Below are 26822 nucleotides of genomic sequence, written 5' to 3'. Positions count from 1 at the left end.
TGCTCCCCGCGGCGACATGGACAACAATACCAAGCTTTCGGAGTGCGTTTCACCTGCATATCCGCTGGCCGGGCGGGTGCCGGGGCGCCGACGCACGCGTCTCACGTGGGGTGATCGCACGTTCACCCCACGGGGTGCGCGAAGGTCGACGCCGGCTCGTCACATGCGCGCGGAGGCAGCGGGCGGTCCGGCGACCCCGGCGTGCGGTCAGGGCGCCAGCGGGCATTCCCGGAAGTTCGGCACGGCCCACGTCGGCCTGCGCAAGCCGCCAGCCGAAGTCATCGGGAGGCCTTCCGCGAGTGCTTCCACGGCGCGCCCGGCCCCTCCTTCCTGGAGATCCCGCGCGACGTCCTCGACGCCAAGGTGGCGGCGGTGAGGGCCCGTGTGCCGAGACCGGGCGCCTACCGTGCCTCGACCCGTTCGGCCGGCGACCCCGAGGCCGTCGAAAACCTCGCCGACCTGCTGGTGCACGCCCAGAAGCCGGCCGTCCTGCTGGGCAGCCAGGTCTGGACGACCCGGGGCACCGAGGCCGCCGTCGAGCTGGTGCGCACCCTGAACGTCCCGGCCTACATGAACGGCGCCGGCCGCGGCACCCTGCCTCCCGGCGACCCCCACCACTTCCAGCTCTCCCGCCGCCACGCCTTCGCCAACGCCGACGTCATCGTGATCGTCGGCACGCCCTTCGACTTCCGCATGGGCTACGGCAGGCGGCTGTCGCCGGACGCGACCGTCGTCCAGGTCGACCACGACTACCGCACGGTCGGCAGGAACCGCGACATCGACCTCGGAATCGTCGGCGACGCGGGCCTGGTGCTGACGTCGGTGACCGCGGCCGCCTCCGGGCGCCTCGACGGCGGGGCGTCCAGGCGCAAGGAGTGGCTGGACGAGCTGCGCGCCGCCGAGCAGTCGGCGATCGAGAAGCGGCTGCCGAGCCTGAGGTCGGACGCCTCGCCCATCCCCCCCCTACCGCCTGGTCAGCGAGATCAACGACTTCCTCACCGAGGACTCGATCTACATCGGCGACGGCGGCGACATCGTCACGTTCTCCGGTCAGGTCGTGCAGCCCAAGTCACCGGGCCACTGGATGGACCCGGGCCCGCTGGGCACCCTCGGCGTCGGCGTGCCCTTCGTGCTCGCGGCCAAGCAGGCGCGGCCCGACAAGGAGGTCGTCGCTCTCTTCGGCGACGGCGCGTTCTCGCTCACCGGCTGGGACTTCGAAACGCTCGTCTGGATGGGCATGCTGGGGATCAGCTCCTCGGAGTACGCGTTCACGTCGGCCGAGGACACACTGCACGAGGCCCACCTGTGGAGCAGTGGGCACATCTTCTGGCTGATGGGCGTCTGGGTGTTCTTCCAGGCGGCCGTCGCCTTCCCCGCGGGGCAGCTGCGGGAGAGCGGCAGGCCGCCCGCGCGGCAGGCGATGATGCTCGGCGCACTGGGCACGGTCCTCGGCTACCTGTCCCTGGCGTACGCGCCGTACGTCGTCGTCGCCTACCTCGGCTTCGGCGTGTGCAGCGGCATCGGCGCCGGGCTGGTCTACGCGACCTGCGTGAACATGGTGGGCAAGTGGTATCCGGAGCGCAAGGGCGGCAAGACCGGCATGGTCAACGGCGGTTTCGCCTACGGCTCGGTGCCCTTCGTGTTCCTGTTCACGTCGTACATGGACCTGGGCAACCACAGGGGCGTGCTGGTCTCGGTGGGGCTCGTCTGCTGCGCCGTCGTGGCATTCGCCGGACGGTTCTTCCGGGACCCGCCGAAGAACTGGTGGCCGGCGCACGTCGACCCGCTGAGGGTCACCGACGACCCGAAGATCCGCCGCGCCCTGGAGAAGAACCCGTCGGCGGTGAGGCAGTACACCCCGAAGGAGGCCGCCCGCACCCCCGTCCTGTGGATGATGTGGTTCTGCCTGCTGTGCACGGCGGGGATCAACATCTTCGGCATCGCCTTCCAGGTGCCGTTCGGCAAGGACATGGGCTTCGCGGGCGGGATCGTGGCCACGGCGATGTCCCTGAAGGCGATCGTCAACGGCACCGGCCGCGGCGTCATCGGCTGGGTCTCCGACCGTTACGGCCGCCGCCGCACCCTGGTCGTCGTCTGCCTCGTCCTCGGTACGGCCCAGTTCGGGGTGCTGGCGTCCGGCCGGATGGGCAGCATGCCGTTCTTCCTGTTGTGCTCCATGGTCTCCGGCTTCGGCGGCGGCGCGATCTTCCCGCTGTTCGCCGCGATGACGGCGGACTACTTCGGCGAGAACAACAACGCCGGCGACTACGGCATGGTCTACAGCTCCAAGCTCGTCCCGGGCCCGGTGGGCTCCGGCGTCGGCTCGATCGTGGTCGGGGCGTGGGACTACGAGGGCGCGTTCGTCCTGGCCGGCTCCGTCGGCCTGGCGTCCGCGGTGCCGGCGCTCTTCCTGAAATCCCCGGGGCGGCCGCGCAGGCGTCGCAGGATCGTCCCCAACCCCCAGCCGCTCGGCGAGGAATCGGCCTGACAGGACAGCGGATCCCCTCGTGACGCACGGCGCGTCCGCCGACCGCATCCCGCTCCTGCCGCGAAGTGACGGACGCGCGCCGCCGCGTCCGCGGCGTCGGCGAGACCTCCGGCGGCCGGACGACGAGACACGCGCGCGTGGAGGGGCCGACCCCCGGGAACCAGGGGGGCGGCCTCCCCACGCGCCTGAGCGCACTCGGCGCGTCCGTCCGGGCCGTGCGCGTTCAGTGGCCGAACGCCGCGTCGAACGAGGCCGACGGCGGCTCGAAGTCGTAGGCCCTGAGGCGGGTCAGTGCCTCGGGGGCGCCCTGGAGCCGGTCCATTCCCGCGTCCTCCCATTCCACGGAGACCGGGCCCCGGTAGTCGATGGAGCGCAGCATGCGGAAGACGTCCTCCCAGGGGACGTCACCGTGACCGGCTGAGACGAAGTCCCAGCCACGACGGGGGTCGCCCCACGGCAGGTGGGAGCCGAGGCGGCCGTTGCGGCCGTCGAGACGCCTGCGGGCCTCCTTGCAGTCCACGTGGTAGACGCGGTCGCGGAAGTCCCACAGGAAGCCGACCGGGTCGAGGTCCTGCCACACGAAGTGGCTGGGGTCGAAGTTGAGCCCGAAGGCCGGTCGCCGGTCGACCGCCTCCAGCGCGCTCACGGTCGTCCAGTAGTCGTAGGCGATCTCGCCGGGGTGGACCTCGTGCGCGAACCGCACGCCCTGCGCGTCGAAGACGTCGAGGATCGGGTTCCAGCGCACGGCGAAGTCCTCGTATCCGCGCGCGATCATCGCCTCGGACGCGGGCGGGAACATGGCGACCAGGTGCCAGATCGCGGAGCCCGTGAAGCCGATCACGGTGTCGACGCCGAAGGCGGCCGCGGCCCTCGCGGTGTCGGCGATCTCGGCCGCGGCCCGTCGCCGGACGCCCTCCGGCTCGCCGTCGCCCCAGACGCGGGCGGGCAGAATGGCACGGTGGCGCTCGTCGATGACGGCGTCGCAGACCGCCTGCCCCACCAGGTGGTTGGAGACGGCCCAGCACTTCAGACCGTAGGTGTCGAGGAGCTGTCGGCGGGACTTCACGTAGCCCGGGTCCGTGAGCGCCTTGTCGACCTCGAAGTGGTCGCCCCAGCAGGCCAGTTCGAGGCCGTCGTAGCCGAAGTCGCGGGCGAGGCGGCAGACCTCCTCCAGGGGCAGGTCCGCCCACTGGCCGGTGAAGAGTGTGAACGTACGCGGCATGCTCCAGGCCCTCCTCGGTCCTCAGTGCGCTATCGGGGTGTACACGGAGTTCTTCTCGGCGCTCTCCTCGACCGCGGCCAGGACGCGCTGCACCTGCAGTCCGTCGGCGAAGGAGGGTTCGGGCCGGCGGCCCTCGGCCAGGGCGTGGACCAGGTCGCGGGCCTGGTGGACGAAGGTGTGCTCGTATCCCAGGCCGTGCCCCGGCGGCCACCAGGCGTCGAGGTAGGGATGGTCGGGTTCGGTGACGAGGATGCGGCGGAAGCCGGCGTGCGTGCCGGGTTCGGTGGCGTCGTGGAACCAGAGTTCGTTCAGGCGCTCCAGGTCGAAGGCCAACGAGCCGCGGTCGCCGTTGAGTTCGATCCGCAGGGCGTTCTTGCGTCCCGTGGCGAAGCGGGTCGCCTCGAAGGAGGCGAGCGCGCCGGAGGCGAAGCGGCCGGTGAACAGGGCGGCGTCGTCGACGGTGACCGCGCCGGCGCCGGCGGTGGACGTGGAGCTCAGGCCGCTCGTCGCGCCGACGGGCAGCGGCCGGCGTCGCACGAAGGTCTCGGTGAGGGCGGAGACCCCGGCGAGCCGCTCCCCCGCCAGGTACTGCGCGAGGTCGACGATGTGCGCGCCCAGGTCGCCGAGCGCGCCGGAGCCCGCCCGTTCCCTGCGCAGCCGCCAGGTCAGCGGGAACTCCGGGTCCACCAGCCAGTCCTGCAGGTAGATCACCCGGACGTGTCGCAGCGTGCCCAGCCTGTGCTCGGCGACCATCCGCCGGGCCAGGGCGGTGGCCGGGACACGGCGATAGTTGAAACCCGCCATCGCCAACCGGCCCGACGTGTAGGCCGTTTCGGCGGCGCGAGCCATGGCCTCGGCCTCCTCGACGGTGTTGGCGAGGGGCTTCTCGCACAGAACGTGCTTGCCCGCCGCCAGGGCCGCCACGGCGATCTCCGCGTGCGAGTCGCCGGGGGTGCAGATGTCGACGAGGTCGACGTCGTCCCGGCCGACCAGGGCACGCCAGTCCGTCTCGGTCGCCGCCCAGCCGTGCCGGTCGGCCGCCGCGCGCACGGCGGAGGCGTCACGGCCGCAGATCACGGCGAGGACCGGGCGGCGAGGCAGGTCGAAGACACGGCCCACGGTGCGCCAGCCCTGGGAGTGGGCCGCACCCATGAAACCGGGACCGACCATCCCCACACGGAGCGGCGGCTTGCCGGCCTCCGGCCCTGCTGACTGCTGCGGCTGTTCCATACGGTTGTCCTCCTCGTCGTGGTGCACGGTGGGGGTGGATCGCCGTCCGAGGCAGGGGACGGGAACGCCCGGCGGGCCTGCGCCGCGCCCGCCGGTTCCGGCCCGAGCCGGCGACGCAGGCCGGGCCCCGGCTTCGGCGGCGGACGGCTGACGCCGGTCTCCCGTCCGACAGGGCCCCCTACTTGAAGCCGGTGGACATGTACTGATCGACGTTGGTCTTGTCGACGACGGCCGAATACAGCGTGATCGAGGCGGGGATCTCGTACTCGGCGAGGCCGCCGACCCCCTTGCCCTGGCCGAGGGCGCGGGCGAGGTCGATGGCGGAGGCGGCCATGGTGGGCGGGTAGAGAACGGTTGCCTTCAGCACGCCGTCGTCCTGCTTGATCGCCTGGAACGCGGCCAGCGCCCCCGCCCCGCCGACCATCAGGAAGTCGTCGCGCCCGGCCTGCTCGATGGCCCGGAGCGCACCCACCCCCTGGTCGTCGTCGTGGTTCCACAGCGCGTCGAACCTGGACTGCGCCTGCAGGAGTTGGGCCATCTTGGCCTGACCCGACTCCACGGTGAACTCGGCTGCCTGGCGGGCGACCTTCTTGACGTTGGGGTAGTTCCTGAGGGCGTCGTCGAAGCCCTGGGTGCGCTGCTTGGTGAGCTCCAGGTTGTCCAGGCCGGCCAGCTCGATCACACGGGCGCCGGACGTGCCCTTGAGCTTCTGCCCGATGTAGTGGCCCGCGTTGAGCCCCATGCCGTAGTTGTCGCCGCCGATCCAACAGCGGTACGCCTGAGGGGTGTTGAAGATCCGGTCGAGGTTGACGACGGGAATGCCCGCCCGCATCGCCTTCAGACCGACCTGGGTGAGGGCCTTGCCGTCGGCCGGCAGTACGACCAGGACGTCGACCTTCTTGTTGATGAGGGTCTCGATCTGGCCGATCTGCTGGGCGGTGTCGTTCGAGCCCTCGGTGATCTCCAGGGTGACGTCCGAGTACTTCTTCGCGCGGCTCTGGGCGTTGTCGTTGATGGCGTTGAGCCAGCCGTGGTCGGCCTGCGGTCCGGCGAAGCCGATGGTGACCTTCCTGCCCGGCTTGTCGTCGGCGGCGGGCCGGTCGTTCGCGGCCGGTTCCTCGTCCTGGGCGTCGTTGCTGGTGCAACCCGCGAGGAAGGCGCCGGCGGATACGGCGGCGGCTCCGAAGAGAATCCCTCTGCGACTGGTGAAGCGGCTCGTGACGGGCGTCGGCTCTGGCATGGCGGTGAACCCTTTCCTCAGGTCGTGCTCGCGGTACGGCGTTGGACCAGCACGGCGGCGACGATGATCGCGCCCTTGGCGATCTGCTGGACGTCGCTCTGCAGGTTGTTCAGCGCGAAGATGTCGGTGATCGTGGTGAAGATCAGTACGCCGAGCACGGAGCCGGTGATGGTGCCGCGCCCCCCGGTGAGCAGCGTGCCGCCGATGATCGCGGCGGCGATGGCGTCCAGTTCGTAGAGGTTGCCGTTGGTGTTCTGGCCGGAGCCGGAGAGGATGATCAGCAGGAAGGCGGCGATGCCGCAGCACAGGCCGGACAGCAGGTAGAGGCAGAGCCGCTGACGGCGGACGTCGATGCCGGCGAGCCGGGCGGCCTCCGCGTTGCCGCCGACGGCGACCGTGCGGCGTCCGAAGGTGGTGCGGTTCAGCACGAGCCAGCCGATGATCGTCACGACCGCGAACACCATGACCAGGGGCGGCACGCCGAGAACGTAGGAGTCGCGCTCGCCGAGGTCGAGGATGCCGCCGACGGTGACGATCTGGGTGCGTCCGTCGGTGATCTGCAACGCGAGTCCGCGGGCGGAGGCGAGCATGGCGAGGGTGGCGATGAAGGGGACCATCCCGCCGTACGCGATCAGCACTCCGTTGACCAGGCCGCAGCCCACGCCGACGAGCACCGCGGTGAAGAGGATGCCCGCGAAGCCGTACTCCTGGGTGGCGACGGTGGTCGCCCACACCGAGGCGAGGGCGACGATCGCGCCGACGGACAGGTCGATGCCGCCGGAGGTGATGACGAAGGTCATGCCGACGGTGACGACTCCGATCACCGAGGCCTGGGTGAGGACGAGTTGGAGGTTGCGGGTGTCGAGGAACTCGTCGGGCTTGGTGACGCCGCCGATGACGATCAGGGCGGCGAGCACACCGAGCAGGGAGAGGGTGCGCACGTCGGCGCGGAACACCAGGGACCGCCACGCCGGGGCCTCGTGCGTCGACGGCACCTTGTCGGCGCTGTCCCCGGGCGGGGAGGCGGGCTGCGTCATGACGCCGGGCTTCCTTCCATGACGAGGTCGAGTACGCGGTGTTCGTCCAGCTCGCGGGCGGGCGCGGTGTGCACGACACGGCCCTCCCGCAGCACCAGGACACGGTCGGCGAGGCCGAGCACCTCGGGGACCTCGCTGGAGACCAGGAGTACGGCGAGCCCTTCGTCCGCCAGCCGGCGCACGACCGCGTAGAGCTCGGCGCGGGCGCCGACGTCGACTCCACGGGTGGGTTCGTCGAGCAGCAGCACCCGGCAGCCCCGCAGCAGCCAGCGGGCCAGTACGGCTTTCTGCTGGTTGCCGCCGGACAGGGTGCGCACCGCGACGTCGGGGTCGTCCGGCCGCAGCGACAGTTCACGGGTCGCGGTCCGCGCGGCGCCGTGTTCGGCGCGCCGGTCGATCCAACCGGCGCGCGAGAAACGGGACAGGGAGGAGACGGAGACGTTTCGGGTGACCGACTCCAGCATCAGCAGCGCCTGCGCCTTGCGCTCCTCGGGGGCCAGCCCGACTCCGGCACGGACGGCGGCGCGGACGCTGCCGGGGCGCAGGGCGCGTCCGCCGACCAGGACCCGCCCGGCGGTGGGCCTGCGGGCGCCGTAGATCGTCTCGAGGATCTCCGAGCGGCCCGAGCCGACGAGTCCGGCCAGCCCCACGATCTCACCGGGGCGGACGCACAGGTCGAGAGGTGCGAACTCGCCCTCCCGGGTGAGCCCTTCGACCTGGAGGACCGGATCCTGCTCGGGCGCCAAGGCGGGCCGTCCGGGGAAGGCGTACTCGACGTTGCGGCCGGTCATCAACGCCACGACCTCGCGGGTCGGGGTCGATTCGGCGGGCAGTCCGACGGCGACGGCCCGGCCGTCCTTGAGCACGGTGACGCGGTCGCCGATGCGGCGGATCTCCTCCAGCCGGTGGGAGATGTGGACGACCGCGACTCCGTCGGCCGTGAGGTCGCCCACGATCCGGAACAGGTTGTCGACCTCGTCGGGGTCGAGGGCGGCGGACGGTTCGTCCATCACGATGAGCCGGACGTCGTGCGAGAGCGCCCGCGCCATGGACACGATCTGCCGCTGCGCGGCCGACAGCTCGCCCACCAGACGCCCGGGATCGATCTCAGGGTGCCCAAGTCGCTTCAGCAGAACGGCAGTTGAAGCTCGCGCCGCCTTGCCCCGTACGACGAACCCGGCGGCCGTGGGTTCATGGCCGAGGTGGACGTTCTCCGCCACGGACAGGTGCTCCACCAGGTCGAGTTCCTGGTAGATCGTGGCGATGCCGAGGCGCATGGCGGCGATCGGGGAGCGGAGCGTGACGTCCTCGCCGCGCCAGCGGATGCTGCCCGTGTCGGGCTGGTGGGCGCCGGCCAGCACCTTGATGAGGGTGGACTTCCCGGCACCGTTCTGGCCGAGCAGACAGTGCACTTCGCCGGCTTGGACGTCGAGGTCGACGCCGTCCAGCGCCCGTACGCCGGGGAAGGACTTGGTGATGCCGGACATGCTGAGCAACGGTGGTGACGCCATGTGGGTTCCCCTCGGCGGGCGTGCGGGCCGGAGTCAGGGCGGACGGGTCGTCGTTCTCGGAGCGGAGTGATGCAGAGCGGATCGGCGCAGGGAGGATCGGCGCAGATCAGGCCACGACAGAACAGGCCACGAGACAGCAGGGCGGTGCGAGGCAGTGCGGTGCGAGGCAGTGCGGTGCGAGGCGGTGCAGGGCAGGACGGGAGAGGGCATGACGGGACAGGGCGCTGTGCTGGTGAATCGTGTCAGTGAGGGACGTGCCGGGGACGTGTCGGGGGCCCTGCCGGATGGCGGGCCTATGCGGGTGAGAACAGGTGGTCGCTGATCAGCCGGGCCGCGCCGGTCACCCCGGCGGCGGGGCCCAACTCGCCCAGGACGATGGGCAGGTTGCCGGTCGCCAGTGGCAGCGACTGGCGGTACACCTGGGTGCGGATCGCGGCGAGGAGGGTGTGGCCGAGGCCGGTCACCCCGCCGCCGATCACCACCAGGCCCGGGTTGAAGAACGAGACGAGTCCGGCGATGACCTGGCCGACCCGGTTGCCGCCCTGCCGGATCAGCTCCAGGCAGGCGGCGTCACCGGCGGCGGCCGCCGCGCCCACGTCCACGGCGGTGAGCGCGCCGTTCGCCTCCCAGCGTGACGCGAGTTCCGCCGAGAGCCCCTGCTGAGCCGCGTCCAGTGCGTCACGGGCCAGGGCCGCACCGCTGAAATGGGCTTCCAGACAGCCCCGGTTGCCGCAGGCGCAGAGTCGGCCGTCGGGCACGGCCTGGATGTGCCCGATGTCGCCCGCGCTGCCGGTCGTCCCGCGGTAGACCTGGCCGCCTACGACGATGCCGCAGCCGATACCGGTGCCGATCTTGACGCAGAGGTAGTCGGCGACGGTGCGGGCGACGCCCGCGTGCTGCTCCCCCATCGCCATGAGGTTCACGTCGTTGTCGACCATGACCGGGCAGCCGAGCTCCTGGCTGAGCGCCTCCCGCACGGGGAAGCCGTCCCAGCCCGGCATGATCGGCGGGGCGACCGGCACGCCCTCGGGGAAACGGACCGGACCGGGTACGCCGATGCCGGCGCCGTCGAAGCCCTCGGCGAGTCCGGCCGCCCTCAACTTCGCTGCCAGGGAAAGGACTTGCTCGAAGACGGCGACCGGTCCCTCACGTACGTCGAGGGGCTGGTCGAGATGTCCGAGGGTTTCCAGTTCGGCGTTGGTGACGGCGACGTCGACCGAGGTGGCGCCGATGTCGACGCCGAGGAAACGCAGTGCCGGGTTGAGGCGGACGTTGTGGGAGCGGCGGCCGCCGCGGGAGGCGGCGAGTCCGTCGGCCACGACGAGCCCCGTCTCCAGGAGCCGGTCGACCTCCACGGCCAGCTTGGAACGGGACAGGTCCACCCGATCACCGAGCTGAGCACGGGAGTTGGGGCCGCTGTCCCTCAACAGCTTGAGCAGACGGGCCTGATGAGCGTTCGCGGGCCGTGCCGTCATGCGTCTCACAGACCCCTCCCCGCCTTGTTTCGGCCGCTGGTTCCGGGCTTTCGAGGGGAACGTAGCAGCGGCCGCCGAACCTGGGAAGAAGTTGTGCGCGGATTGCCGTCGACTTTCTCCACTCACAGGACAAAGATCTACCGCACGATTCCGTCCGCCGGTGAGGGGCGGGCCTGCGCCGGGCTCAGGACTCGGTGCGGGCGTGGTACGAGCGCCGGGTGTGCTCGGTGTGCTCACGCATCAGCCGGGTGGCCGACTGCTCGTCGTGGGCGGCGATCGCGGCGATCAGGTCGCGGTGCTCGATCCAGGACTGGTGGCCGCGCTGCCGTGCGATCGGCGTGTAGTACCACCGCACGCGACGGTCGACCTGGGCCGCGAGTTCGGCGAGGACCGCGTTGCCCGCCATCTCGATGACCTTCGTGTGGAAGCGGGCGTTGAGGGCGACCGCGGCGTCCACGTCGTCGTCGGCCACGGCCTGCATTCCCAGCGCCAGGATCTCCTCCAGGGCCTCGATGCCCGCCGGGTCCGCGTGCGTGGCGGCGAGCCGTGCGGCTTCGGCCTCCAGCAGCGTGCGGACGGTGAGGAGTTGGTCCGCCTCCTCCTCGGTCGGCTCGTGCACGAACGCGCCCTGGGCGGGCCTGAGGTCGACCCACCCCTCGGTGTTCAGCCGCTGCAGCGCCTCGCGCACCGGCTGCCGGGAGACGCCGAGGTGCGTGGCGAGTTCACTTTCGACGAGGTGCTGGCCGGGCCGGAGGGCGCGGGTGGTGATGAGTTCGAGCAGTGCCTCGTAGACGCGGTCGCGCAGTGGGCCGGGCCGTTCGAGCTTGGGCACCGCGCCCTGCGGCAGTCCTGTCGACAACATCGGTCCGTCCCCCTCCTGGGCAACACCGGGCGCCTGCACCCCGAAAGCCACGTGTCGAACGACGTGCTCGGCGGTTCGGAGCCGGTCCACCGCCGGTGCACTGTCCTCAGCCGAGTATCGATTGTCTTTCGTCTACAGTCCACGGCGCACGTGACCAGGGCCGGGGGCGGTCGATCGCTTCACACCGGGCCGTGGCCCGGCGGCGCGGGCCGTCCCCGCGCCGCACCCCGGCGACCCGCCTGCGCACCGGTCCCGCGAAGAGTCCCGCGCCCGGTGCCGCTCTCGTTCAGGGGCAGCGCACGACCTGTCCCGCGTACGACAGATTGCCGCCGAAGCCGAACAGCAGCACCGGGTCCCCGGTGGAGACGGCGCCCCGCTCGACGAGCTTCGAGAAGGCGAGCGGGATGCTCGCGGCGGAGGTGTTGCCGGATTCGGTGACGTCACGCGCGACCACGGCGTTGACGGCGCCGATCTTCTGCGCGAGGGGTTCGATGATGCGCAGGTTCGCCTGGTGCAGGACGACGGCGGCGAGGTCCTCGGGAGTGAGACCCGCCCGCTCGCATGCCTGCCGTGCGAGCGGCGGCAGCTGGGTCGTGGCCCAGCGGTAGACGCTCTGCCCCTCCTGGGCGAACCGGGCCGGCTGCCCCTCGATGCGCACCGCGTGCCCCATCTCGGGCACCGAACCCCACAGCACGGGCCCGATGCCGGGCTCGACACCGTCGGGACAGGCCTCGATCACGGCGGCGCCCGCTCCGTCGCCGACGAGGACGCACGTGGTGCGGTCGCTCCAGTCGGTCACCTCGGACATCTTGTCGGCGCCGATCACCAGGGCCCGGGTCGCGGCGCCGGCGCGGACCGTGTGGTCGGCGGTGGCCAGCCCGTGGGTGAAACCGGCGCAGACCACGTTCACGTCCATCGCGGCCGGCCGCGGGACGCCGAGGCGGGCCGCGACCCGTGCGGCCATGTTGGGCGAGCGGTCGACGGCCGTGGAGGTCGCGACCAGCACCAGGTCGATGTCGTCCGGTGTCATGCCCGCCGCGGCGAGAGCCTTGGCGGCGGCGTGCGCGGCCAGCTCGTCCACGGGCTCGTCGGGGCCGGCGATGTGGCGCGTGCGGATGCCCACCCGGCTCCTGATCCACTCGTCACTGGTGTCGACCAGGCCCGCCAGGTCCTCGTTGGTGAGCACCTTGGCGGGCTGGTAGTGGCCGACGGCGGCGATGCGCGAGCCGTTCATTGGTGGGTCCCCCTCGTTGCCTTGGGTAGCGGGATCCACCAGTCTGATCAGTGACTCACGGGTACGAGGGCGCGTGAAGCGACAGGAAACCGGTTCGCTGGTTGTCGGCTTCCCCCCACCCTCGGGTGCCCGAGCAGCGGGGCGAACGTCCACGCGTCGGCCGTTCGCCCCGCGCCCGCCGCTACCCGGTGAACAGCTGCGTCGCCTTCCGCACGAGTTCGTACAGCCCGTAGGCGAGCGGCGCGCCCACCCACAGCCAGGCGAAGGCGATCAGCGTCCGTCGGTCAGGCCGCGGACTCGGGCTGCTGTCGTTCGGCATCGGCGGCCTCCCTCTGGGCGGGGACGTGGTGGCGGGCGTGGACGGGCCGGACGAGTTCGTTGGCGACGAAGCCGACGGCGAGCAGCCCGATCATGATGAACAGGGAGAGGGTGTAGAGGGACGAGCCGTGTCTTCCGGCCTCCTCCTGCCGGTCGGCGATCCAGTTCACGATGAGCGGGCCGAGCACGCCGGCCGTGGACCATGCGGTGAGCAGCCGGCCGTGGATCGCACCGACCTGATACGTGCCGAAGAGGTCCTTGAGGTAGGCGGGGATCGTCGCGAAGCCGCCGCCGTAGAAGGAGAGGATCACCAGCGCGCACAGGACGAACAGGGGTTTCGACGAGTCGCCGATCAGTGCGATCAGGGCGTACATCAGGGCGCCGACGCCCAGGTAGACCCGGTAGACGTTCTTGCGTCCGACGAGGTCGGAGGACGACGACCAGCCGATCCGGCCGGCCATGTTCGCCGCGGACAGCAGGGCGACGAAGCCGGCGGCCGCCGACACCGAGACCGGGGTGGCGGTGTCCGCGAAGAAGTCCCCGATCATCGGGGCGGCCTTCTCCAGGATGCCGATGCCGGCGGTGACGTTCATGCAGAGCACGACCCACAGGCACCAGAACTGCGGGGTGCGCACCGCACTGCGCGCCGACACCTGCACGCCCCGCACGGCGCTCGGCCGGCCCGCGGCCGGCTGCTCGCCGCGCGGGACCCGCACCAGCAGGACGCCGAGCGTCATGAACACCGCGTACGAGAGCCCGTGCACGAGAAACGCGAGTGCGATCCCCGAGCTGTCGGACCCGAACGACTCCAGCATCCGGGCCGACCAGGGGGAGGCGATGAGAGCGCCCCCGCCGAAGCCCATGATGGCGATGCCGGTGGCCATACCGGGGCGGTCCGGGAACCACTTGATCAGTGTCGAGACGGGGGAGATGTAACCGATGCCGAGACCGATTCCGCCGACGAAGCCGTAGCCGAGGACGATCAGCCAGTACTGCTCGGTGGCGGCGCCGAGCGCGGAGATCAGGAAGCCGGACGAGAAGCAGACCAGGGCGACGGTCATCGCCCACCGCGGCCCGTTGCGCTCCACCAGGGTGCCGCCGAACGCCGCGGAGAGACCGAGCATGACGATGGCGAGCTGGAACGGCAGCGCGCTCTGCGTGCCGCTGAGGTCGAGTGCGGACTCGAGGGGCGGCTTGAACACGGACCACGCGTAGGCCTGGCCGATGGAGAGGTGGACGGAGAGGGCGGCAGGGGGGACGAGCCATCGGCTCCAGCCGGGAGGCGCGACAGGGGGACTCATGAATCCTGAACGGTAGGAACCTGTAGGGGAAGTTGAGAAGGCGGCACGGCGCCGGTATGCGCCGAACGGTATGCGGGCTGCGCCGAACGGTCGGATCGACCGGCTTCCGCAACCGCTTGCGAGCCCGCTGCCCAGCCCTTTCTCGGCCGCGGCCGCGGTTCCGACGTCCGGATCGCCGTCGAGCACGATGCCCGGCCTCCCAGCTCGGGGTCGTGCACCGCGGGGTGGGCTGCCGTCTCACGCTCCATGTGCAGGACAATGAAATCGCTGCATCAAGAGCCGCTTCGGCTACCAGCGCGTACAGAACCGGGGCTGATCACGACATGGGACGAGTCACCGAACGCCGCAAGGTGATCCGCGTCAGGGAGGGGGCGGTCACCGCCAGGCCGGACACCCTCGTGGCCGAGGAGCCGATGGAGATCCGGCTCAACGGCAAGCCGCTCGCCATCACCATGCGCACGCCCGGTGACGACTTCGCGCTCGCCGTCGGTTTCCTGGTCAGCGAAGGAGTGCTGGCCTCGGCGTCCGATCTGCAGAACATCGTCTACTGCGCGGGCGCGACCGCCGACGGGACCAACACCTACAACGTGGTGGACGTGCGCACGGCCCCCGGCGTGGAGATCCCCGACATCAGCCTGGAGCGGAACGTCTACACGACCTCGTCCTGCGGTCTGTGCGGCAAGGCGAGCCTGGACGCGGTCCGTACGACGACCCGTTGGCCCGTCGCCGACACTCCCCCGCTCCGGATCGAGCCCGAGCTGCTCACGAGCCTTCCCGACCGGCTGCGCGCGGCCCAGCGGGTGTTCGACCGTACCGGGGGACTCCACGCGGCGGCCCTGTTCTCCGAGGACGGCGAGCTGCTCGACGTGCGGGAGGACGTGGGCCGTCACAACGCGGTCGACAAGCTGGTCGGCCGGGCTCTGCAGAACGACGACCTGCCGTTGTCCCGGGCGATTCTGCTGGTCTCGGGCCGGGCCTCGTTCGAACTGGTGCAGAAGGCCGTGATGGCGGGCATCCCGATGCTCGCGGCGGTCTCGGCCCCCTCCTCGCTGGCCGTGGATCTGGCCGCGGAGACCGGGCTGACGCTGGTCGGCTTCCTGCGGGGCAGCTCCATGAACGTGTACGCGGGTGAGGACCGCATCGCCCTGCGGGCCGCGGCCGCCCGGGACTGACGGGCTCCCCCGCGGCACGGCGGCGGGGCCCCGAACGGCGGGGAGCGCCCCCTGCGCCGCTGGGCCCCGTTCAGCCCCGCGCCCGGGCTGTGTCCCCGGCCTCGGCCTCGGCCTCGTCGTCATCCGGTCGTGAAGCGCACGTCGGCCGCGCGCGCCACGGTTCCGAGCCGGGGGAAGTCCAGCTTCACCGACGCCTCGTGCTCGGCGCCGGTCAGGGCGGCCATCGCGTCCTCGACGAAGACCAGGTCGTAGCCGAGGTCGCCGGCCGCGCGGGCGGTGGACTCGACCCCGAGGTTGGTGGCGATACCGCCGAACAGGAGGGTGGTGACGCCGCGTTCGCGCAGCCGGTCATCCAGGCCGGTGGCGTGGAAGGCGCCGATGGTCCGCTTGACGATCTCCACGTCGCCTTCCCTGAGGAGGCCTTGCACCAGACCGCTGCCGGGCGGCTGCTCGGCGACCCCCGGTCGTTCGACGCGGACGAGGACGACGAGAGCACCGGCCGAGCGGCATGCCGCCGCCAACTCCTCGGCGACGAGCAGCACTTCGGTGCCCTTGCGGGGTTCGAGGGGCAGCGCGACGATGCGGTCCATCAGATCGACGAGAACGAGGGCGGTGCGCGCGGGATCGAGCGGGCGGAGTGCGGTCATGACGGAACGTTATCCACCGTCAGCGGTCCGTACCGGAAATCCGGGCCAACAAACCCATGAACTGATCGCGTTCGGCCGCTGTGAGCGGGGCGAGCAGCGCGTCGTTGGCTTCCCGGGCGGCCTTCTCGCACCTCCGCAGCAGACGCTCCCCCGGTGCGGTCAGCGACACGGCGTTCTTCCGCCGGTCGTTCGGGTCCGGCTCGCGCACGGCCAGACCCGCGGACTGCAGGTCGTTGAGGACGCCGACCAGGTCCTTCGGATCCAGGCCGACGGCGCGGCCGAGGTCGGCCTGGGCCACGGGGGCGAGGTCGCGTACGGCGGAGAGCACGACGTGGTGCCACATCTTGAGGCCCTCGACGGCGAGGGCGTCGGCGACCAGGGAGCGGCCTCGTGCGGCGGCCCGGCCGAGCAGCCAGCTGGGGAGGGAGCGGATCGCGGAAAGGGGTGCTTCGGACACGGTCACAGCCTACCCGTAATTCGTTGGACCTCCCCATGAATTCACGGATACCGTTGGGGCTCCCCATGAATTCTGGAGGTGCGATGCGTCGCGTGCGGTACGAGTCACCCGGCGGGCCGCTGTTCCTGGAGGAGGCGCCCGTCCCCGAGCCGGGGCCGGGAGAGCTCCTGCTGCGGTGCGAGGCGATCGGCGTGACCCTGCCCGTCGTCCGCAAGGTCACCGAGGCCGCGGAACCGGTTCCGCTCGGCGGCGAGATCGCCGGGGAGGTGGTGGCCGTCGGGGCGGGCGTCGGCGGATTCCGGGTCGGCGAGCGCGTGACGGGCCTCTGCTTCGGCCACGGGTACGCCGACTTCGCGCTGCTGCACGAGACGATGGCCTCGCCCGTCCCCGACGACGCCGGTCCGGTCGACGCGGTCGCCCTGGTGCGCAGCGGGCTGGTCGCGCTGGGCGCCCTCACGGCCGCGCGCCCCGAACCCGGCGAGACGGCGCTCGTCACCGCCGCGGCGAGCGGGGTCGGCCACCTCGCGGTGCAGCTGGCCCGGACGCGAGGGGCGGCCCGCGTGCTGGGCGCCGTCTCCGACCCGGCGAAGTCCGGCTTCGTGCGCGCGCTGGGCGCCGACGACGTCGTCACCTACGACGCGGACGACTGGGGCGCCCCCGCCGACTACGTCCTGGACGCGGTGGGCGGTGAGCTGCTCACCCCGGCCGTCGCGGCCCTCGCGCCGGGCGGGCGGCTCGTCGCGTACAGCTCGGGCGGCGGAACCGTCCAGGCGTACGACCTGCTGGTGGGCGCCACATCCGTGATCGGCTTCCAGATGGCCCGGATCACGCGCGACAGGCCGGACCTGTACCGGCGATGGCGCGAGGAACTGTGGCGGCTCTTCGCGCAGGGGGCGCTGAGGCCGGCCGTGCACGGGCGGTTCGGCCTGGGGGACGCCGCCGAGGCGCACGCGGCGATCGAGTCACGGGGGAATCTGGGGAAGGTGGTGCTGGTGCCGTGACGCGGACGGAGGCCGGCCACACGACGACGCAGGCGGTCTCCGGGCGCCGACCACCGCGCCGACCACCGCGCCGGCCACCGCCGAGGCGCCTCACGCGCGAGCGGGTGCCCGCTCGCCGGACTGTTCCCTCGACGGCTCCAGCGGATCCCGCGCGCGGCGCTTGGCGATCACCGCGCACACCATGAGCTGCATCTGGTGGAAGAGCATCAGCGGCAGCACCGCGAGGGAGGCGTGCGCGCCGAACAGGACGCTCGCCATGGGCAGACCGGAGGCCAGCGACTTCTTGGAGCCCGCGAACTGGATGGCGATGCGGTCCTCGCGGCCGAACCGCAGCGCCTTCGCGCCGTACCAGGTCAGGGCGAGCATCAGCGCGAGCAGGACGGCCTCGACGACGAGCAGCCCGCCCAGTCGTACGGCGCTCACCCGGTGCCAGATGCCCTGGACCATGCCCTCGCTGAAGGCGGTGTAGACGACCAGGAGGATCGAACCGCGGTCGACCAGTGCCAGCACCTTCTTGTGCCGGGTGACGAATCCGCCGATCCACCGGCGCAGCAGTTGTCCCGCGACGAACGGCACGAGCAGCTGCAGCACGATCTCGACGAGCGAGTCCGCGGAGAACCCGCCGCCGCTGCTGCCGAGCACGGCGGCGGCCAGCAGCGGGGTGACGACGATCCCGACCAGCGAGGAGAAGGACCCCGCGCAGATCGCGGCGGGCACGTTGCCGCGGGCTATGGAGGTGAAGGCGATCGACGACTGGACGGTCGACGGGACCAGGGTGAGGAAGAGCAGCCCCTGGTAGAGCGGCTGGGTGAGGAAGACCGGGACGAGACCGCGCGCGGCCAGGCCCAACAGCGGGAAGACCACGAAAGTGCAGGCCAGGACGGTCACGTGGAGCCGCCAGTGCTTCAGTCCGTCCATCGCCTCACGGGTGGACAGACGGGCGCCGTACAGGAAGAAGAGGAAGGCGATCGCGGCGGTGGAGGCGCCCGAGGCCACGTCGGCGGCGGTGCCGCGGGCCGGGAACAGCGCCGCCAGCCCGACGGTCCCGAGCAGTAGCAGGACGTAGGGGTCGACCGGCATCCGACTCGGCCAGTGCAGGCGTTTCACGGTGCTCCACGTGCGGTTCGGCGGTGTGCGTCGGGCCCGGAAGGCCCCCTCCATCGTCCTCCTCGGCACCGTGATCGGGAATCCCGTACACCACTCTCACTGTCATCGCGTATCGCGATGACAGCGCTACCGTGGTGGGTGTGTACGACCCCTCCCAGCTGCGGACCTTCCTCGCCGTGGCCCAGGCGCTGAGTTTCACGCAGGCCGCGCGCCGGCTCGGGCTGCGCCAGTCCACCGTCAGCCAGCACGTGCGCCGACTGGAGGACGCGACCGGCCGGGCCCTGTTCACCCGGGACACCCACTCCGTGGAACTGACCGAGGACGGCGAGGCGATGCTCGGATTCGCCCGCCGCATCCTGGACGTCCACGAGCAGGCCACGGCGTTCTTCACCGGCACCCGGCTGCGCGGGCGACTGCGCTTCGGCGCCTCGGAGGACTTCGTGCTGACCCGGCTGCCGGAGATCCTGGAGGGTTTCCGCCACGACCATCCCGAGGTCGACCTGGAACTCACCGTGGAGCTGTCGGGGACCCTGCACGAACAGCTGGCCGCCGGGAAGCTGGACCTCGTGCTCGCCAAGCGGCGCCCGGAGGATCCGCGCGGCGAGCTGGTGTGGCACGACGAGCTGGCGTGGATCGGGGCCGAGCGGCTGCGCCTGGACGCCGGCCGTCCGGTACCCCTGATCGTCTTCCCGCCGCCCGGCATCACCCGCGCGCTGGCGCTGGAGGCGCTGGAGCGGCAGGGGCGGGCCTGGCGGATCGTCTGCACGAGCGGCAGCCTCAACGGCCTCATCGCGGCGGCGCGCGCGGGCCTGGGCGTGATGGCGCACTCGCGCGGCCTGATCCCGCCGGGTCTGGTGAGGATCCCGGAGCGGGTGGGGCTACCGGAGCTGGGGCGGGTCGACTTCGTGCTGGTGCACGGACGCAGGAGGACGTCGGCGCGGGGCACGGCCGACGCGCTGGCGGCGGCGATCCTGGCCGGCGGCGACCGTCTGCACCGGCGCGCGGCGGCGGGTCCGGCCCGCCGGGACGGCCCTCGCCCTGGTCAGGGCGGCGCGCGGCCGGGACGGGAGTAACGGAATCAGCGGCTCCGACGCTGTCGGAGGAGAGGCGACCCCCCGCGCCGGACTCGCGGGGAAGGGGCCGGGCGGTGCGGGCCGTGACGGGCCCGGGGAGGGGTCGGACGGCGTAAGCGGTACGGGCAGATTCGGTGGAGATTACGGTGCCGAAACTTACTCGACCGTCAGGTTTCTGTCCGACCCTTCCCCATGTGAGCCCATTTTCCGGTACCGACCAGCGCAGACGAGAGCATCACTCGCTTTCCGTGCCCCTCCCGCCCCGTCGTCGGGTGGGGTAGCTTTCACGGCGCTGTGCGGCCATGAGAAGCGGGGTGCGGGTTTGCGCGAGTTCACCAACCCTCCGTTGGCGTTGGCACCGCCCGTCGGCGGTCTGGCCGACGTCGTCTTCCAGCACGCCCAGGACGACCCCCACCTCATCGCCCTCGGCCGCAAGGACGAGCACGGCGAGTGGCGCGACGTCACCTCCGCGGAGTTCCGCGACGAGGTCCTCGCCCTGGCCAAGGGCCTGCTGGCCCAGGGCATCCGCTTCGGCGACCGCGTCGCGATCATGTCCCGCACCCGCTACGAGTGGACCCTGTTCGACTTCGCCCTGTGGACGATCGGCGCGCAGGTGGTGCCGGTGTACCCGACCTCCTCCGCCGAGCAGTGCTTCTGGATGCTCTACGACGCCGAGTGCACGGCCGCGGTCGTCGAGCACGAGGATCACTCGATGACGATCGCCACCGTCATCGACCGCCTCCCCCGGCTGCGGCAGCTGTGGCAGCTGGACTCGGGCTGCGTGCAGGAGCTGTACGACGCCGGCGCCCCGATCGAGGACGAGGTGGTCCACCGGCACCGGGAAGCCGTCACTCCGGACTCGACCGCGACGATCATCTACACCTCCGGAACGACGGGCCGGCCGAAGGGCTGTCTCATCTCGCACGGCAACTTCATGTTCGAGGCGGACACCGTCATCGAGCGGTGGCAGCCGGTGTTCCACTCCAGGAAGGGCGACGAGGCGGCGACCCTGCTGTTCCTGCCGCTCGCACACGTCTTCGGGCGGATGGTGCAGATCGCCGCGATCCGCGGCAGGGTCCGCTTCGGCCATCAGCCCCAGCTGCACGCGGCCGCCCTGCTCCCCGACCTGGCCGCCTTCAGACCCACGTTCTTCCTCGCCGTGCCCTACATCTTCGAGAAGGTCTTCAACGCGGCCCGCCGCAAGGCGGAGCGGGAGGGCAGGGCCGGGCCCTTCGAGAAGGCCGTCGAGGTGGCGGTGAACTACGCCGAGGCCGTCGAGGCGAAGGCGTGGGGCACCGGCCCCGGCCCCTCGGCCGGTCTGCGGATGCAGCACCAGCTGTTCGACAAGCTCGTCTACGCCAAGGTCCGCGGGGCCATGGGCGGCCGCGTCCGGCACGCCATGTCCGGCGGCTCGGCCATGGACCGCAGACTCGGCCTGTTCTTCGCCGGTGCGGGCGTGCAGATCTACGAGGGCTACGGCCTGACCGAGACGACGGCCGCCGCGACCGCCAACCCGCCCGAACTGACGCGGTACGGCACGGTCGGCCAGGCCATCCCCGGCATGACCGTGCACATCGCGGACGACGGCGAGATCTGGCTGCGCGGCCAGAACGTCTTCCAGGGGTACCTCAACAATCCCAAGGCGACCGACGAGACCCTGCACGACGGCTGGCTCGCCACCGGCGACCTCGGCTCCCTCGACGAGGACGGCTACCTCACCATCACCGGCCGCAAGAAGGAGATCCTGGTCACCTCCGGCGGCAAGAGCGTCTCACCCGGGCTGCTGGAGGAGCGGGTGCGCGACCATCCGCTGGTCAACCAGTGCATCGTCGTCGGCAACGACCGGCCGTTCGTGGCCGCCCTGGTCACCCTCGACCCGGAGGCCGTCGAGCACTGGCTTCAGATGCGCAACAAACCGCAGCTGACGCCCGTCGAGCTGGTGCGCGACCCGGACCTGGAGGCCGAGGTGCGCCGGGCCGTCGTGGCGGCGAACACACTGGTGTCACAGGCCGAGTCGATCCGCACCTTCCGTATCCTCGCCCAGCCGTTCACGGAGGAGCACGGGCTGCTGACCCCGTCGCTGAAGCTGAAGCGCAAGGCGATCGAGAACGCCTACGCGAACGAAGTCGACGCGCTCTACCGGACATGAAGTCGCCGATGGCGGTGAGACGGATTCCCGACGGACATGAGACGGGTTTCCGGCAGACTCCCGGGCAACGGATCCGAGGGGCAGGAATGCTGAGCCCGCCCTGATCGTTGACGATGGGAGTACTCACTTTGACGGACAACCGAAGGATCAAGAGCTCGTGAGCAGCAAGGTCCCCCAGATCACCCTCAACAACGGCGTCGAGATGCCCCAGCTGGGCTTCGGTGTCTGGCAGGTGCCGGACGACGAGGCCGAGCAGGCGGTCTCCACCGCGCTGGAGGCCGGGTACCGCAGCATCGACACAGCGGCGATCTACGGCAACGAGGAGGGCACCGGCAAGGCCATCACCTCCTCCGGCGTGCCCCGCGAGGACATCTTCGTCACCACCAAGCTCTGGAACGCCGACCAGGGGTACGACTCGACGCTCCGCGCGTTCGACACCTCCCTGGACAAGCTCGGCCTGGACTACGTGGACCTGTACCTCATCCACTGGCCGCTTCCGGCCCGTGACACCTATGTCGACACGTACAAGGCGTTCGAGAAGCTCCTCGCGGACGGCCGCGCACGGGCCATCGGCGTCTCCAACTTCCTGCCGGAGCACCTGGAGCGGCTGATCGGCGAGACCTCGGTCGTTCCGGCGGTCAACCAGATCGAGCTGCACCCGCACCTGCAGCAGCAGGCCCTCCGCGACCACCACGCGGAGCACGGCATCGCCACCGAGGCCTGGTCCCCGCTCGGTCAGGGCAAGGGCCTCCTGGAGGTCCCGGCGATCGTGGCCATCGCGCGCAAGCACGAGCGCACCGCGGCCCAGGTCGTGCTGCGCTGGCACCTCCAGCTCGGCAACGTCGTGATCCCCAAGTCCGTGACGCCGTCGCGGATCAAGGAGAACATCGACGTGTTCGACTTCAGCCTCGACGCCGAGGACCTGGCGGCGATCAGCGCCCTGAACGAGGACCGGCGCATCGGCCCCGACCCGGGGACGTTCGACGTCGTCTGAGCACGAACGGGGGTGCACTCCCCCGCACACGCGTCGAGGGCGCTCCCCGGTCGGGGGGCGCCCTCGACGCGTCGGCTCGTCAGTTGGGCTGCCCGATGGGGCGGACGACGACGGTGTTGACGTCGACGCCGGCGGGCTGGCGGATCGCCCACACGACGGAGTCGGCGATCTGGTCGGCGGTCAGCAGATGCCCGGGGGGCAGAGTGCCGTAGCTGTCCCAGAACGGGGTCTCCACCCGGCCGGGCGCGATCAGCGTCACGCCGACGCCCCACTCGGTGACCTGGCGGCGGGTGTTCTCCGCGAGACCCGTCACCGCCCACTTCGTCGCCCCGTAGACGTTGCCCGGTGTGGGCACGAACCCGGCGACGCTGCCGACGAGGACGATCCGTCCCCGGGTCTCCTTGAGGGCGTCGATCGAGGCGCGGATGAGCAGGGCGGGGCCGAGCACGTTGGTCAGCACCATGTCGGTCCAGCCGGCCGGGTCGCCCTCGGCGACCGAGTCGTGGGTGGCGGTCCCGGCGTTGGCGACGACCGTGTCCAGCCGGCCGAACTCCTTCAGGGTGCGGTCGACCGCCGACTGGACGCTGTCGTAGTCGGCGGTGTTCCCGGCGATCGTCAACAGCCCCTCCGGTTCGCCGAGTTCCGCGGCGAAGGCGCGCAGCCGCTCCTCGCCGCGGCCGGTGACGGTGACCCGGTGTCCGGCGTCCAGCAGCTGCCGGGCGACGGCTGCGCCGATGCCGCTGCCGCCGCCGGTGATCAGTGCGACCGGTGCGTCCGCAGTGCCGGAAGTGTTGCTCATGACGTGCCCCCATGACGTTGACTGTGCCGCCTGCGCCGCGTCGCCCCGCTGTACGGGCGACGCACGGCGTGCAGTCCATCACTTGGAGCGCTCTCCAAGTCAAGCTGAAACAGGTGGAGTTGCTGTCATGGGGTGGAGTCGAGGCCGCCGCTAGACCGGCTTCACGGCCGTGTGCACCGTGTGTGCCGCGAGCACGAACACGTCCGCCCTGCGGTGCACGCCCGCCGGGTCCTGTGGGTCGAGCAGCCGGTCCAGCGTGGCGCGGTCGTCGGAGTCGAGGGCGTCGCCGAAGACGTCCCGCAGCCGGGACAGGGACGCGGCGATGTAGGCGCGGGCCCGGTCGGAAGCGGGTGCGGGCAGGTCGAGCAGGAAACTGCGGCTGCGGGCGTGCTTCAGGCCGGCCGCGCCGAGCAGCGCCGCCCAGTCCTCGGTCTCGTCCACGGAGCCGGGCAGGCCGGCCCGCATCCGCGCGAACCACTCCTCCTGCAGCGCGTCGAACCGCGCCTCCAGCCCGGGCCGCCCGAAGCCGAGGTCGCGCGGCAGAAACCGGGACGGCAGGCCGCCCTCCATGATCGCCAACGTTCCGCCGGGGGCGAGCCGCTCCGCGAAGGCGGTCAGGGCGGCGCGCTGGTCGCCCAGGTGATGCAGACTGCGACCGGCCCACAGCAGGTCGGCCGGATAGTCCAACTCCTGCAGGACTCCCGGCAGTTCACCGGCCAGCGTGCCGAAGCGGTCGCCGTGGCCGAGCCATCCGGCCCGCTGCTGCGCCCGCTCCAGCAGCGGAGCGGAACCGTCGACCGCCATGACCCGCGCACCGGGGAACGTCTCGGCGAACAGACAGGAGACGACGCCCGGGCCGCTGCCGACGTCCACGATCAGCCCCGGCTCGGTCACCTCCTTTCCGAGCCAGGACAGGGCCCGCTCGTACAGGGGCGTGAACAGTTCGGCCTGCGCTTCGAGGTGCGGGGCCATCTCGGCCCAGTCGATGTCGGTGTCGTGCGCGTGTCCGTGTCCGTGGGCACTGCCGTGCTCGGGGGTGTGCTGGTCGCCGTGGGATGCGTGCGGTGGGTGCGCCATGGTGGTCAGCCTCTCGTCCGGTGTGCCGTCAGCGTGCTCCGACGCACCGGGCCACGGCCACTCCTGTTGCCGGGACGGCAAAAAACGCGATGCGGACGGCAAGCCGGTTCGCCGCCGGATCCCCCGTCCGGGGGATGCCTGCGGCACCGTCCGAGCGCGTGGGCCCGCGCCCGCTCCCCGTCGGGGGAATGTCTGCGTGGCGTCGTCCGGTCGGGTACGCCACCGGACGGCCCCGGCAGCCTGCGCCCTGGGCGACCTGGGGTGACCTGTCACCGCCGCACGCGGCGCGGCCGCACCACGGCGACCGCGCCCGCTCTCACGTCCCCGGCCAACGCAGTGCCCGGCCGCCCCGGACGTGCCGGGGCGGCCGGAGGGGGACCGCACCGCGGTCGGGTTCGCGCTCCGCCGGGGCCGTGCCCGGGAGGGCACAACGCCCCGGCGGATCACCGTCGGCTCACCGCGCGCGGATCACGCTCGCCTCACCGCGCGCGGATCCGCGCAACGTCCTACAGCGGCGGGTAGGCGTTCTGCATCAGCTGCTGGAACTGGGCCGAGAACCAGTGCCCGGACAGCGGGGCGTTCGGCAGGGCGCCCGACATGCTGTTGCCGTTGCGGGGGTTGCCCGTGTAGGTCGGGTCGCACATCCGGTCGAAGCCCTTGCCCTCGTCGTTGGCGATGGCGGAGCTGGCGCCGTCGGACTCACCCGGCGGCTTCATCCACACGTAGGCGTCGATCCCGGCGGCCGGTGCCGCCTTCGGGCGCTCCCCGAGGCCGGCGCCGGACTGGTTGCACCAGTTGCCGACGTGGATGCGACGGTCGTAGCGGCCGCCGTTGACATAGGTGTCCACGCTGGTCGTGGCGCCCGGTCCGGTGGGCCGGGCGGCGCCTCCCCAGCCGTTGCGGGAGGTGTCGATCAGCATGCCGATGTTCGACCTGAAGCCGGTCGACACCAGCTGGTTGCGGAAGGCCTGGGCGTACGACAGCTCGTCGACGTAGCGGTTCCAGTCCACCCACTTGGACTCACGGACCGACTTGCCGCCCACCGAGTCGTTGATGGTGAAGTTGTTCTCCTTCAGGGCGCTGTAGTTCGCCGTGTTGGTGATGAAGCCGTGGACGTCGTCCACGGTGGCGCCCTCGGCGGTGGCGGCCTGGTACATGATCTGGGCGGAGGGGACGAAGTTGTCGTCCCAGCCCAGCCAGCCGTGGTGACCGGCGTCGATGTAGTTGTAGACGTTGGGGATCGCGCCGAGTTTCTTCAGCGCGTAGCCGACGCCCTTCACGTAGTTGCCGTTGGCCTTCATGGTGTCGCAGGCCGGGGTGGCGGTGGCCTTGCCGCCGGTGTTGGTGACGAGGTTCGGCAGGGAGTCGATCTCGACGGTGGTGACGATCCGCAGGCCCGCGTACTTGCTGTCGGAGAGGATCGCGGCGATCGGGTCGATGAACTGCGTCTTGTACTTGTCGATCTCCGTCGGGCCCAGCTCGCCGTTGGACGCGAGGGCCGAGCAGTCCCGTCCGGGAAGGTCGTAGACGACCAGCTGGACGACTTCCTCGCCGCTGCCCTTCTGTGCGAGGGCCGCGTCGAGGTGGGCGCGCAGACCCATGCCGCCGTTCGCGCCGTTGATGGCGGCGATGCGGTCGAGCCAGACACCGGTGGGCTGGTTGGAGACACGGCTGCCGCCCGGCTCCGCTGCGGCGTGCGCCGACCATTCGGGGTTCACGTACACCTTGGCGCCGGCGTAGGGGTTGTCGACCTTGGTGGACGGGGTGCCGGGGTCGGTCGGGCCGGGATCGGTCGGGCCGGGATCGGTGGGGCCGCCGGTACCGCTGTCGACGTTGCAGGTCACGCCGTCGAGGGTGAAGGACGACGGGATCGCGTTGGTGCCGCTGTAGGTGCCCTGGAATCCGAAGCTGACCGAACCGCCGCTCGCCAGCGTCCCGTTGTAGGTCTCGTTGGCGGCGGTGACGGCCGTACCGGACTGGGTCACCTTGGCGTTCCAGGCGTTGGTGACCTTCTGGCTGCCGGCGTACGCCCACTTCACCGCCCAACTCGACTTGGCCGCCGAGTTGTTGGTCACGGTGACGGCGGCGGTGAAGCCGCTGCCCCAGTCGTTCTGCACCTTGTAGTCGACGCTGCACGGGATGGCGGCGATGCCCGGATCGCCGGGGACGACCGCGAGCGCCGTCCCGGAGGCGCCGGCGACCAGCGCCAGCGCGGCGAGTACCGCTGTTCTGCTACGGCTCATGAGTGCGGGTTTCCTTCTTGGTTGCGGGGAGTTGTCCGTTTCTTCGATGGTTCCGATCGGTGTGCGGTGCGGTGGTGCTGACCGGTGGTTCGGTGCGGTGGAGCCGGACGGCGCCTGCCCGTCGGGTGCGCGCAGGCGGTCGCCCAGGCGGGCGCCCCGGACCGCGGGCGTGCCGTCGCGGCCCG

22 protein-coding genes and 1 pseudogene are annotated in these 26822 nt (G+C 71.4%); 7 read left to right on the top strand and 16 right to left on the bottom strand.

Annotated features, from left to right (window positions below; genetic code table 11):
- Positions 1-288 precede the first annotated feature (288 nt).
- Positions 289-1258: pseudogene (locus ACZ7DE_RS13970) on the top strand (thiamine pyrophosphate-binding protein); the annotation flags it as partial.
- Entirely contained in the window at positions 1232-2488 is a 1257-nt protein-coding gene (locus tag ACZ7DE_RS13965; protein ID WP_470761096.1) for an OFA family MFS transporter, read from the top strand. The pseudogene ACZ7DE_RS13970 and the gene ACZ7DE_RS13965, both read left to right, overlap by 27 nt.
- A gap of 223 nt (positions 2489-2711) precedes the next feature.
- Here ACZ7DE_RS13965 and ACZ7DE_RS13960 read toward each other — a convergent pair whose 3' ends face one another.
- The 10 genes from ACZ7DE_RS13960 to ACZ7DE_RS13915 form a co-directional block, all read right to left on the bottom strand.
- Positions 2712-3710 (bottom strand): sugar phosphate isomerase/epimerase family protein, encoded by a 999-nt coding sequence (locus ACZ7DE_RS13960; RefSeq protein ID WP_470760760.1) that lies wholly within the window; start codon positions 3708-3710, stop codon positions 2712-2714.
- 21 nt (positions 3711-3731) lie between these two features.
- The gene (locus tag ACZ7DE_RS13955; protein ID WP_470760758.1) at positions 3732-4940 is read right to left on the bottom strand and encodes a Gfo/Idh/MocA family protein; all 1209 of its coding nucleotides are present in this window, start codon (positions 4938-4940) and stop codon (positions 3732-3734) included.
- A gap of 178 nt (positions 4941-5118) precedes the next feature.
- On the bottom strand, positions 5119-6180 hold the full coding sequence (locus tag ACZ7DE_RS13950) for a substrate-binding domain-containing protein (RefSeq protein ID WP_470760756.1): 1062 nt from the start codon (positions 6178-6180) through the stop codon (positions 5119-5121).
- 17 nt (positions 6181-6197) lie between these two features.
- Positions 6198-7217: an ABC transporter permease gene (locus ACZ7DE_RS13945; RefSeq protein ID WP_470760754.1), complete on the bottom strand. Its 1020-nt coding sequence runs from the start codon at positions 7215-7217 to the stop codon at positions 6198-6200.
- A complete protein-coding gene (locus tag ACZ7DE_RS13940) occupies positions 7214-8704 on the bottom strand; it encodes a sugar ABC transporter ATP-binding protein (RefSeq protein ID WP_470760752.1) in 1491 nt (496 codons plus the stop codon). The genes ACZ7DE_RS13945 and ACZ7DE_RS13940 overlap by 4 nt, the downstream gene beginning before the upstream one ends.
- A 317-nt stretch (positions 8705-9021) precedes the next feature.
- The gene (locus ACZ7DE_RS13935; protein ID WP_470760750.1) at positions 9022-10203 is read right to left on the bottom strand and encodes an ROK family transcriptional regulator; all 1182 of its coding nucleotides are present in this window, start codon (positions 10201-10203) and stop codon (positions 9022-9024) included.
- A 184-nt stretch (positions 10204-10387) separates the two neighbouring features.
- On the bottom strand, positions 10388-11065 hold the full coding sequence (locus ACZ7DE_RS13930; RefSeq protein ID WP_470760747.1) for a GntR family transcriptional regulator: 678 nt from the start codon (positions 11063-11065) through the stop codon (positions 10388-10390).
- A 286-nt stretch (positions 11066-11351) separates the two neighbouring features.
- Positions 11352-12299 carry a beta-ketoacyl-ACP synthase III gene (locus ACZ7DE_RS13925; protein WP_470760745.1) on the bottom strand — a complete coding sequence of 316 codons (948 nt, stop codon included), beginning with the start codon at positions 12297-12299 and terminating at the stop codon, positions 11352-11354.
- A 181-nt stretch (positions 12300-12480) separates the two neighbouring features.
- Positions 12481-12618 carry an MFS transporter small subunit gene (locus ACZ7DE_RS13920; RefSeq protein WP_470760743.1) on the bottom strand — a complete coding sequence of 46 codons (138 nt, stop codon included), beginning with the start codon at positions 12616-12618 and terminating at the stop codon, positions 12481-12483.
- Positions 12584-13918, bottom strand: coding sequence for an OFA family MFS transporter (locus ACZ7DE_RS13915; protein WP_470760741.1), 1335 nt, complete (start codon positions 13916-13918; stop codon positions 12584-12586). Before ACZ7DE_RS13915 ends, ACZ7DE_RS13920 begins: the two co-directional genes overlap by 35 nt.
- A gap of 323 nt (positions 13919-14241) precedes the next feature.
- Between ACZ7DE_RS13915 and fdhD the strand changes: the two genes are divergently transcribed.
- Positions 14242-15090 carry a formate dehydrogenase accessory sulfurtransferase FdhD gene (fdhD, locus tag ACZ7DE_RS13910; protein ID WP_470760740.1) on the top strand — a complete coding sequence of 283 codons (849 nt, stop codon included), beginning with the start codon at positions 14242-14244 and terminating at the stop codon, positions 15088-15090.
- A gap of 119 nt (positions 15091-15209) precedes the next feature.
- On the opposite strand, the gene ACZ7DE_RS13905 is transcribed toward fdhD, so the two are convergent.
- Together ACZ7DE_RS13905 and ACZ7DE_RS13900 are read right to left on the bottom strand one after the other, a co-directional pair.
- On the bottom strand, positions 15210-15737 hold the full coding sequence (locus tag ACZ7DE_RS13905; RefSeq protein WP_470760738.1) for an isochorismatase family protein: 528 nt from the start codon (positions 15735-15737) through the stop codon (positions 15210-15212).
- Positions 15738-15756: 19 nt separating this feature from the next.
- Entirely contained in the window at positions 15757-16194 is a 438-nt protein-coding gene (locus ACZ7DE_RS13900) for a MarR family winged helix-turn-helix transcriptional regulator (RefSeq protein WP_470760736.1), read from the bottom strand.
- Positions 16195-16277: 83 nt separating this feature from the next.
- On the opposite strand from ACZ7DE_RS13900, the gene ACZ7DE_RS13895 reads away from it, so the two are divergent.
- A complete protein-coding gene (locus ACZ7DE_RS13895) occupies positions 16278-17195 on the top strand; it encodes a quinone oxidoreductase family protein (RefSeq protein WP_470760734.1) in 918 nt (305 codons plus the stop codon).
- 90 nt (positions 17196-17285) lie between these two features.
- On the opposite strand, the gene ACZ7DE_RS13890 is transcribed toward ACZ7DE_RS13895, so the two are convergent.
- Positions 17286-18302: a bile acid:sodium symporter family protein gene (locus ACZ7DE_RS13890; RefSeq protein WP_470760732.1), complete on the bottom strand. Its 1017-nt coding sequence runs from the start codon at positions 18300-18302 to the stop codon at positions 17286-17288.
- Between the two features lie 140 nt (positions 18303-18442).
- On the opposite strand from ACZ7DE_RS13890, the gene ACZ7DE_RS13885 reads away from it, so the two are divergent.
- The 3 genes from ACZ7DE_RS13885 to ACZ7DE_RS13875 all read left to right on the top strand — a co-directional run bounded on the left by ACZ7DE_RS13885 (position 18443) and on the right by ACZ7DE_RS13875 (position 22518).
- Positions 18443-19375 carry a LysR substrate-binding domain-containing protein gene (locus tag ACZ7DE_RS13885; RefSeq protein WP_470760730.1) on the top strand — a complete coding sequence of 311 codons (933 nt, stop codon included), beginning with the start codon at positions 18443-18445 and terminating at the stop codon, positions 19373-19375.
- A 322-nt stretch (positions 19376-19697) separates the two neighbouring features.
- Positions 19698-21524: an AMP-dependent synthetase/ligase gene (locus tag ACZ7DE_RS13880; protein ID WP_470760728.1), complete on the top strand. Its 1827-nt coding sequence runs from the start codon at positions 19698-19700 to the stop codon at positions 21522-21524.
- 157 nt (positions 21525-21681) lie between these two features.
- Positions 21682-22518: an aldo/keto reductase gene (locus ACZ7DE_RS13875; RefSeq protein ID WP_470760726.1), complete on the top strand. Its 837-nt coding sequence runs from the start codon at positions 21682-21684 to the stop codon at positions 22516-22518.
- Between the two features lie 79 nt (positions 22519-22597).
- On the opposite strand, the gene ACZ7DE_RS13870 is transcribed toward ACZ7DE_RS13875, so the two are convergent.
- The 3 genes from ACZ7DE_RS13870 to ACZ7DE_RS13860 form a co-directional block, all read right to left on the bottom strand.
- Entirely contained in the window at positions 22598-23317 is a 720-nt protein-coding gene (locus ACZ7DE_RS13870) for an SDR family oxidoreductase (protein WP_470760724.1), read from the bottom strand.
- Positions 23318-23467: 150 nt separating this feature from the next.
- Positions 23468-24394, bottom strand: a complete 927-nt coding sequence (locus tag ACZ7DE_RS13865; protein ID WP_470760722.1) for a class I SAM-dependent methyltransferase — start codon at positions 24392-24394, stop codon at positions 23468-23470.
- Positions 24395-24900: 506 nt separating this feature from the next.
- Positions 24901-26637, bottom strand: a complete 1737-nt coding sequence (locus ACZ7DE_RS13860) for a glycoside hydrolase family 6 protein (protein WP_470760720.1) — start codon at positions 26635-26637, stop codon at positions 24901-24903.
- Positions 26638-26822 lie beyond the last annotated feature (185 nt).

The sequence above is a fragment of the Streptomyces sp. NPDC037083 genome, from assembly GCF_055606485.1.
Note: the sequence above shows the minus strand (reverse complement) of the source record. Positions and strands in the feature narration are given on the sequence as shown.

Bases quoted from the DNA above. Each gene is read 5' to 3' on its own strand.
- ACZ7DE_RS13935 (WP_470760750.1), bottom strand. From the start codon at position 10,203: ATGACGGCACGGCCCGCGAACGCTCATCAGGCCCGTCTGCTCAAGCTG.
- ACZ7DE_RS13965 (WP_470761096.1), top strand. From the start codon at position 1,232: ATGGGCATGCTGGGGATCAGCTCCTCGGAGTACGCGTTCACGTCGGCC.
- ACZ7DE_RS13860 (WP_470760720.1), bottom strand. From the start codon at position 26,637: ATGAGCCGTAGCAGAACAGCGGTACTCGCCGCGCTGGCGCTGGTCGCC.
- ACZ7DE_RS13920 (WP_470760743.1), bottom strand. From the start codon at position 12,618: ATGCCGAACGACAGCAGCCCGAGTCCGCGGCCTGACCGACGGACGCTG.
- ACZ7DE_RS13915 (WP_470760741.1), bottom strand. From the start codon at position 13,918: ATGAGTCCCCCTGTCGCGCCTCCCGGCTGGAGCCGATGGCTCGTCCCC.
- ACZ7DE_RS13940 (WP_470760752.1), bottom strand. From the start codon at position 8,704: ATGTCCGGCATCACCAAGTCCTTCCCCGGCGTACGGGCGCTGGACGGC.
- ACZ7DE_RS13950 (WP_470760756.1), bottom strand. From the start codon at position 6,180: ATGCCAGAGCCGACGCCCGTCACGAGCCGCTTCACCAGTCGCAGAGGG.
- ACZ7DE_RS13895 (WP_470760734.1), top strand. From the start codon at position 16,278: ATGCGTCGCGTGCGGTACGAGTCACCCGGCGGGCCGCTGTTCCTGGAG.
- ACZ7DE_RS13945 (WP_470760754.1), bottom strand. From the start codon at position 7,217: ATGACGCAGCCCGCCTCCCCGCCCGGGGACAGCGCCGACAAGGTGCCG.
- ACZ7DE_RS13955 (WP_470760758.1), bottom strand. From the start codon at position 4,940: ATGGAACAGCCGCAGCAGTCAGCAGGGCCGGAGGCCGGCAAGCCGCCG.
- ACZ7DE_RS13930 (WP_470760747.1), bottom strand. From the start codon at position 11,065: ATGTTGTCGACAGGACTGCCGCAGGGCGCGGTGCCCAAGCTCGAACGG.
- ACZ7DE_RS13905 (WP_470760738.1), bottom strand. From the start codon at position 15,737: ATGACCGCACTCCGCCCGCTCGATCCCGCGCGCACCGCCCTCGTTCTC.
- ACZ7DE_RS13865 (WP_470760722.1), bottom strand. From the start codon at position 24,394: ATGGCGCACCCACCGCACGCATCCCACGGCGACCAGCACACCCCCGAG.
- fdhD (WP_470760740.1), top strand. From the start codon at position 14,242: ATGGGACGAGTCACCGAACGCCGCAAGGTGATCCGCGTCAGGGAGGGG.
- ACZ7DE_RS13925 (WP_470760745.1), bottom strand. From the start codon at position 12,299: ATGAACGGCTCGCGCATCGCCGCCGTCGGCCACTACCAGCCCGCCAAG.
- ACZ7DE_RS13960 (WP_470760760.1), bottom strand. From the start codon at position 3,710: ATGCCGCGTACGTTCACACTCTTCACCGGCCAGTGGGCGGACCTGCCC.
- ACZ7DE_RS13870 (WP_470760724.1), bottom strand. From the start codon at position 23,317: ATGAGCAACACTTCCGGCACTGCGGACGCACCGGTCGCACTGATCACC.